Here is a 3275-nt window from a genome sequence, read left to right as displayed (position 1 = left end):
ATTTACAATTATACCTAAATGAGTTCGTTTACAAGCTTAATAGACGGTATTTTGAAGAAAAATTATTCGACAGGCTAGTGATAGCAAGCATTACAGGGTTATGACTAATAACGGACAATCAAAAAAAAAATGTAGTAAAAAAACAATTAAATGCTAATTTATTTACAATGATTAATTCATTAACACGTGACAGCAATTTAATTGACTTTAATCAATTTTATTAGATTTTATTTAAATTTTCTTTGCAAAAATAATAACTATTAATATGAGAAAACTAATCTTTTTATTTGTACTTGTAAATAGTATGAACACATTTGCTCAGACTGGTGTAATTAGAGGTACTGTTTTAGATAAACAGTCAGAGAAAAGTATTGCAGGAGCTACAATCGTTTTATTAAGTGATCCTAATAAGGGGACTATAACAGATGAAAGCGGAAGTTTTGAATTAAAAAATGTACCTTTAGGGAGACAAACTATTCAAATTAATTATTTGGGATATGAAAGTTCTACAGTTCCAGACATTGATTTAACAGCTGGAAAAGATTTTGTAATTTCTGTTTACTTGATAGAAAAGTTTGATTCATTAGAAGAAGTTGTGATTGTAGCTGAGGGTAACAACAAGGCGAAGTCTATTAACAAATTAGCAGCAGTTTCAGTTCGTCAATTTTCTCCTGAAGAAGTAAATAGATATGCAGGAGGTAGAAGTGATGTAGCTCGACTAGCTTCAAATTTTGCTGGGGTTTCTACTTCTGATGATAGTAGAAATGATATTGTTGTTAGAGGAAATTCGCCCACAGGTTTACTTTGGAGATTAGAAGGTATTCCTATACCTAGTCCCAATCATTTTTCAACATTAGGAACAACTGGAAGTCCTGTTTCTGCTTTAAACCCAAATTTGTTGAGTAATTCAGATTTTATTACATCAGCTTTTCCTGCTGAATATGGTAATGCAATTGGAGGTGTTTTCGATTTAAGTTTACGAAAAGGTAATAATAAAGATTATGAATATTCAGTTGGAGTTGCTGCGTTTCCCGGTGCAGAAGTTATGGCAGAAGGTCCACTTGGTAAAAAAGGTGGTTCATTTCTTGTTGCTGGAAGATATGGTATTGTAGGAGTTTTAGGATTAGCAGGTACAACAGCTCAACCAAACTATAATGATTTTTCGTTTAATGTTGATTTAGGGAAAAGTAAGTGGGGAAATTTTTCAATATTTGGAATTTTTGGAAATTCAAATATTGATTTAATTGGTAAAGATGTTGAATTATCAAATGATGATTTATTTGCTACACGAGATGAGGATGCTTTTGTAACTTCTGGTTTTGGAGTTTTTGGTATTAAACATACCCTTGATATAGGTTCAAAATCTTATTTGAAAACTGTCATAAGTAGCTCAACATCAGTTGAAACTTTTGAACGTGATCGATATTTTAATTTAGAAACTCCTACCGAATTTAAAATACGTTGGACAGAGGTTGATAATACTGAAAGTAGAATTACATTTTCAACATTGTTTAATTCAAAAATTTCGAAGAAGTTTACTTTTCGATCAGGGCTATTATTGGAAAGTTTTACTTTAGAAAACAGATTAACAGATAGAGATAGACAAGAGGATAACAATGGTGATGAACTGCCGGATTTTGTAAACTTAATTTCAAATGATGGATCTTATTCAATCGTCCAGCCCTATGCTACCGGACAATTTAGATTTACAGAAAAGTTAACCTTAAACGCAGGTTTGCATGGGCAATATTTTTCATTGAATGAAGAATTTGTTATTGAACCAAGAACTTCATTAACATATGCAATTAATAACAAAAGTTCAATTAACATAGGCTATGGTTTACATCATCAAAATGTAGCTGCCCCCTTGCTGTTTTTAAATGAAACTATTGGAGATAATTTGGTTCAAAGTAACAGAAATTTAGATTTGGTAAGAAGTGCCCATTATGTTATCGGTTATGACTTGCGATTTGCAAATAAGTGGCGTACTAAATTTGAAATATATTATCAGGACATTGATAAAGCTGCTGTTGAAAAAACTCCATCAGGATATTCTTCTTTAACAGAAGGTGCCGATTTTGGATTTTCTATTGATAAAAATTCTTTAGTAAGCAATGGAAAAGGCTTTAATCAGGGTGTTGAATTTACGCTTGAAAAATTTTTTAGTAAAGGGTATAATTTATTGTTTACTACATCACTATTTGAAAGTAAATTTAAAGGTAGTGATAACATAGAGAGAGATTCACCTTTTAACAATGGATATGTAGTCAACCTTTTAGCCGGAAAAGAATTTACAATAGGAAAAGCAAAAAAGAATGTCTTTTCTATTAATACTAAATTTACAACTGCTGGTGGAAGATATTACACACCCGTTGATCTTCCTGCATCTATTGAAGCAGGTTATGAAATAAGGGATGATGCTAATGCTTTTAGTGAACAATATGACCCCTATTTGCGTGTTGACATAAAATTCGGATTCAAACTTAATAGTAGTAAAAAGAAAAGTTCTCATCAATTTTATGTAGATTTTCAAAATGTTACAAACAATAGTAATGTATTTACAAGAGATTATAATAGGCTGACTCAAGAAGTAAATCAAATCGATCAGATAGGATTTCAACCAGATTTTGGTTATAGATTTCAATTTTAAGAATTTAAAATTTCATGTTTCATTTGTTTGAAATAGGGTTTGTTAGTAGTTTTTAACAACAAAGCAAACTCTATTTTTTTAAAATTATAAAGAAAAAGTTATGTTGTATAGTTTAGTTCAATTTACTAAAAATTATGTTGATTTTAATACATCAGAACTAGTTGAGTTGGCTAGTTTATTTAAACCAATTACACTAAATAAAAATGAAGTAGTTTTAATAAATAAAGAACCTTTATCGGATATTTTTTTTTTTAGAACATGGAGTGTTAAAATCGTTCGTTGAAAACGACGAAAAGATATATTTTGAGAAATTTTATTTTAATCCAATTTTTTTTTCAGATATAAATGCTTTGAAAAATAAAAAAAAATCTCAAATAAATTTTGTAGCAATAAAAAAATCGGACTTATTTAGTGCTAATTTTGAAGATATTATAAAACTTACAGAATCTTCTAAAAAACACAAACTTTTTTTTAAGAAGATTTTTGAAGATGATTATATGTTTAATGAAGTCGTTTAAACTTTTATTTTATTAAATTTTTTTAGTGCAATTATTATGAAAGCTAGATAATTAAAGCCTAACCAGCTATCTATTGTTGTGTCAAATCTATTGAGTAACGACCTAAA

General features: G+C 29.2%; 1 protein-coding gene and 2 pseudogenes. 2 read left to right on the top strand and 1 reads right to left on the bottom strand.

Going from position 1 to position 3275, the window contains the following annotated elements; all coding sequences use genetic code 11:
- Together ACIQ0M_RS15370 and ACIQ0M_RS15365 are read left to right on the top strand one after the other, a co-directional pair.
- Positions 1-104 (top strand): annotated as a pseudogene (locus tag ACIQ0M_RS15370) (IS1595 family transposase); the annotation flags it as partial.
- Between the two features lie 161 nt (positions 105-265).
- The gene (locus ACIQ0M_RS15365) at positions 266-2650 is read left to right on the top strand and encodes a carboxypeptidase regulatory-like domain-containing protein (protein WP_396153814.1); all 2385 of its coding nucleotides are present in this window, start codon (positions 266-268) and stop codon (positions 2648-2650) included.
- A gap of 514 nt (positions 2651-3164) precedes the next feature.
- Here the strand turns inward: ACIQ0M_RS15365 and ACIQ0M_RS15360 are convergent.
- Positions 3165-3275, bottom strand: a pseudogene (locus ACIQ0M_RS15360) (IS5 family transposase); the annotation flags it as partial.

This window comes from Flavobacterium sp., from assembly GCF_044339515.1.
Taxonomy (GTDB): Bacteria; Bacteroidota; Bacteroidia; order Flavobacteriales; family Flavobacteriaceae; genus Flavobacterium.
The sequence above is the reverse complement of the archived record's forward strand: the minus strand, read 5'-3'. Positions and strand labels throughout refer to the sequence as shown.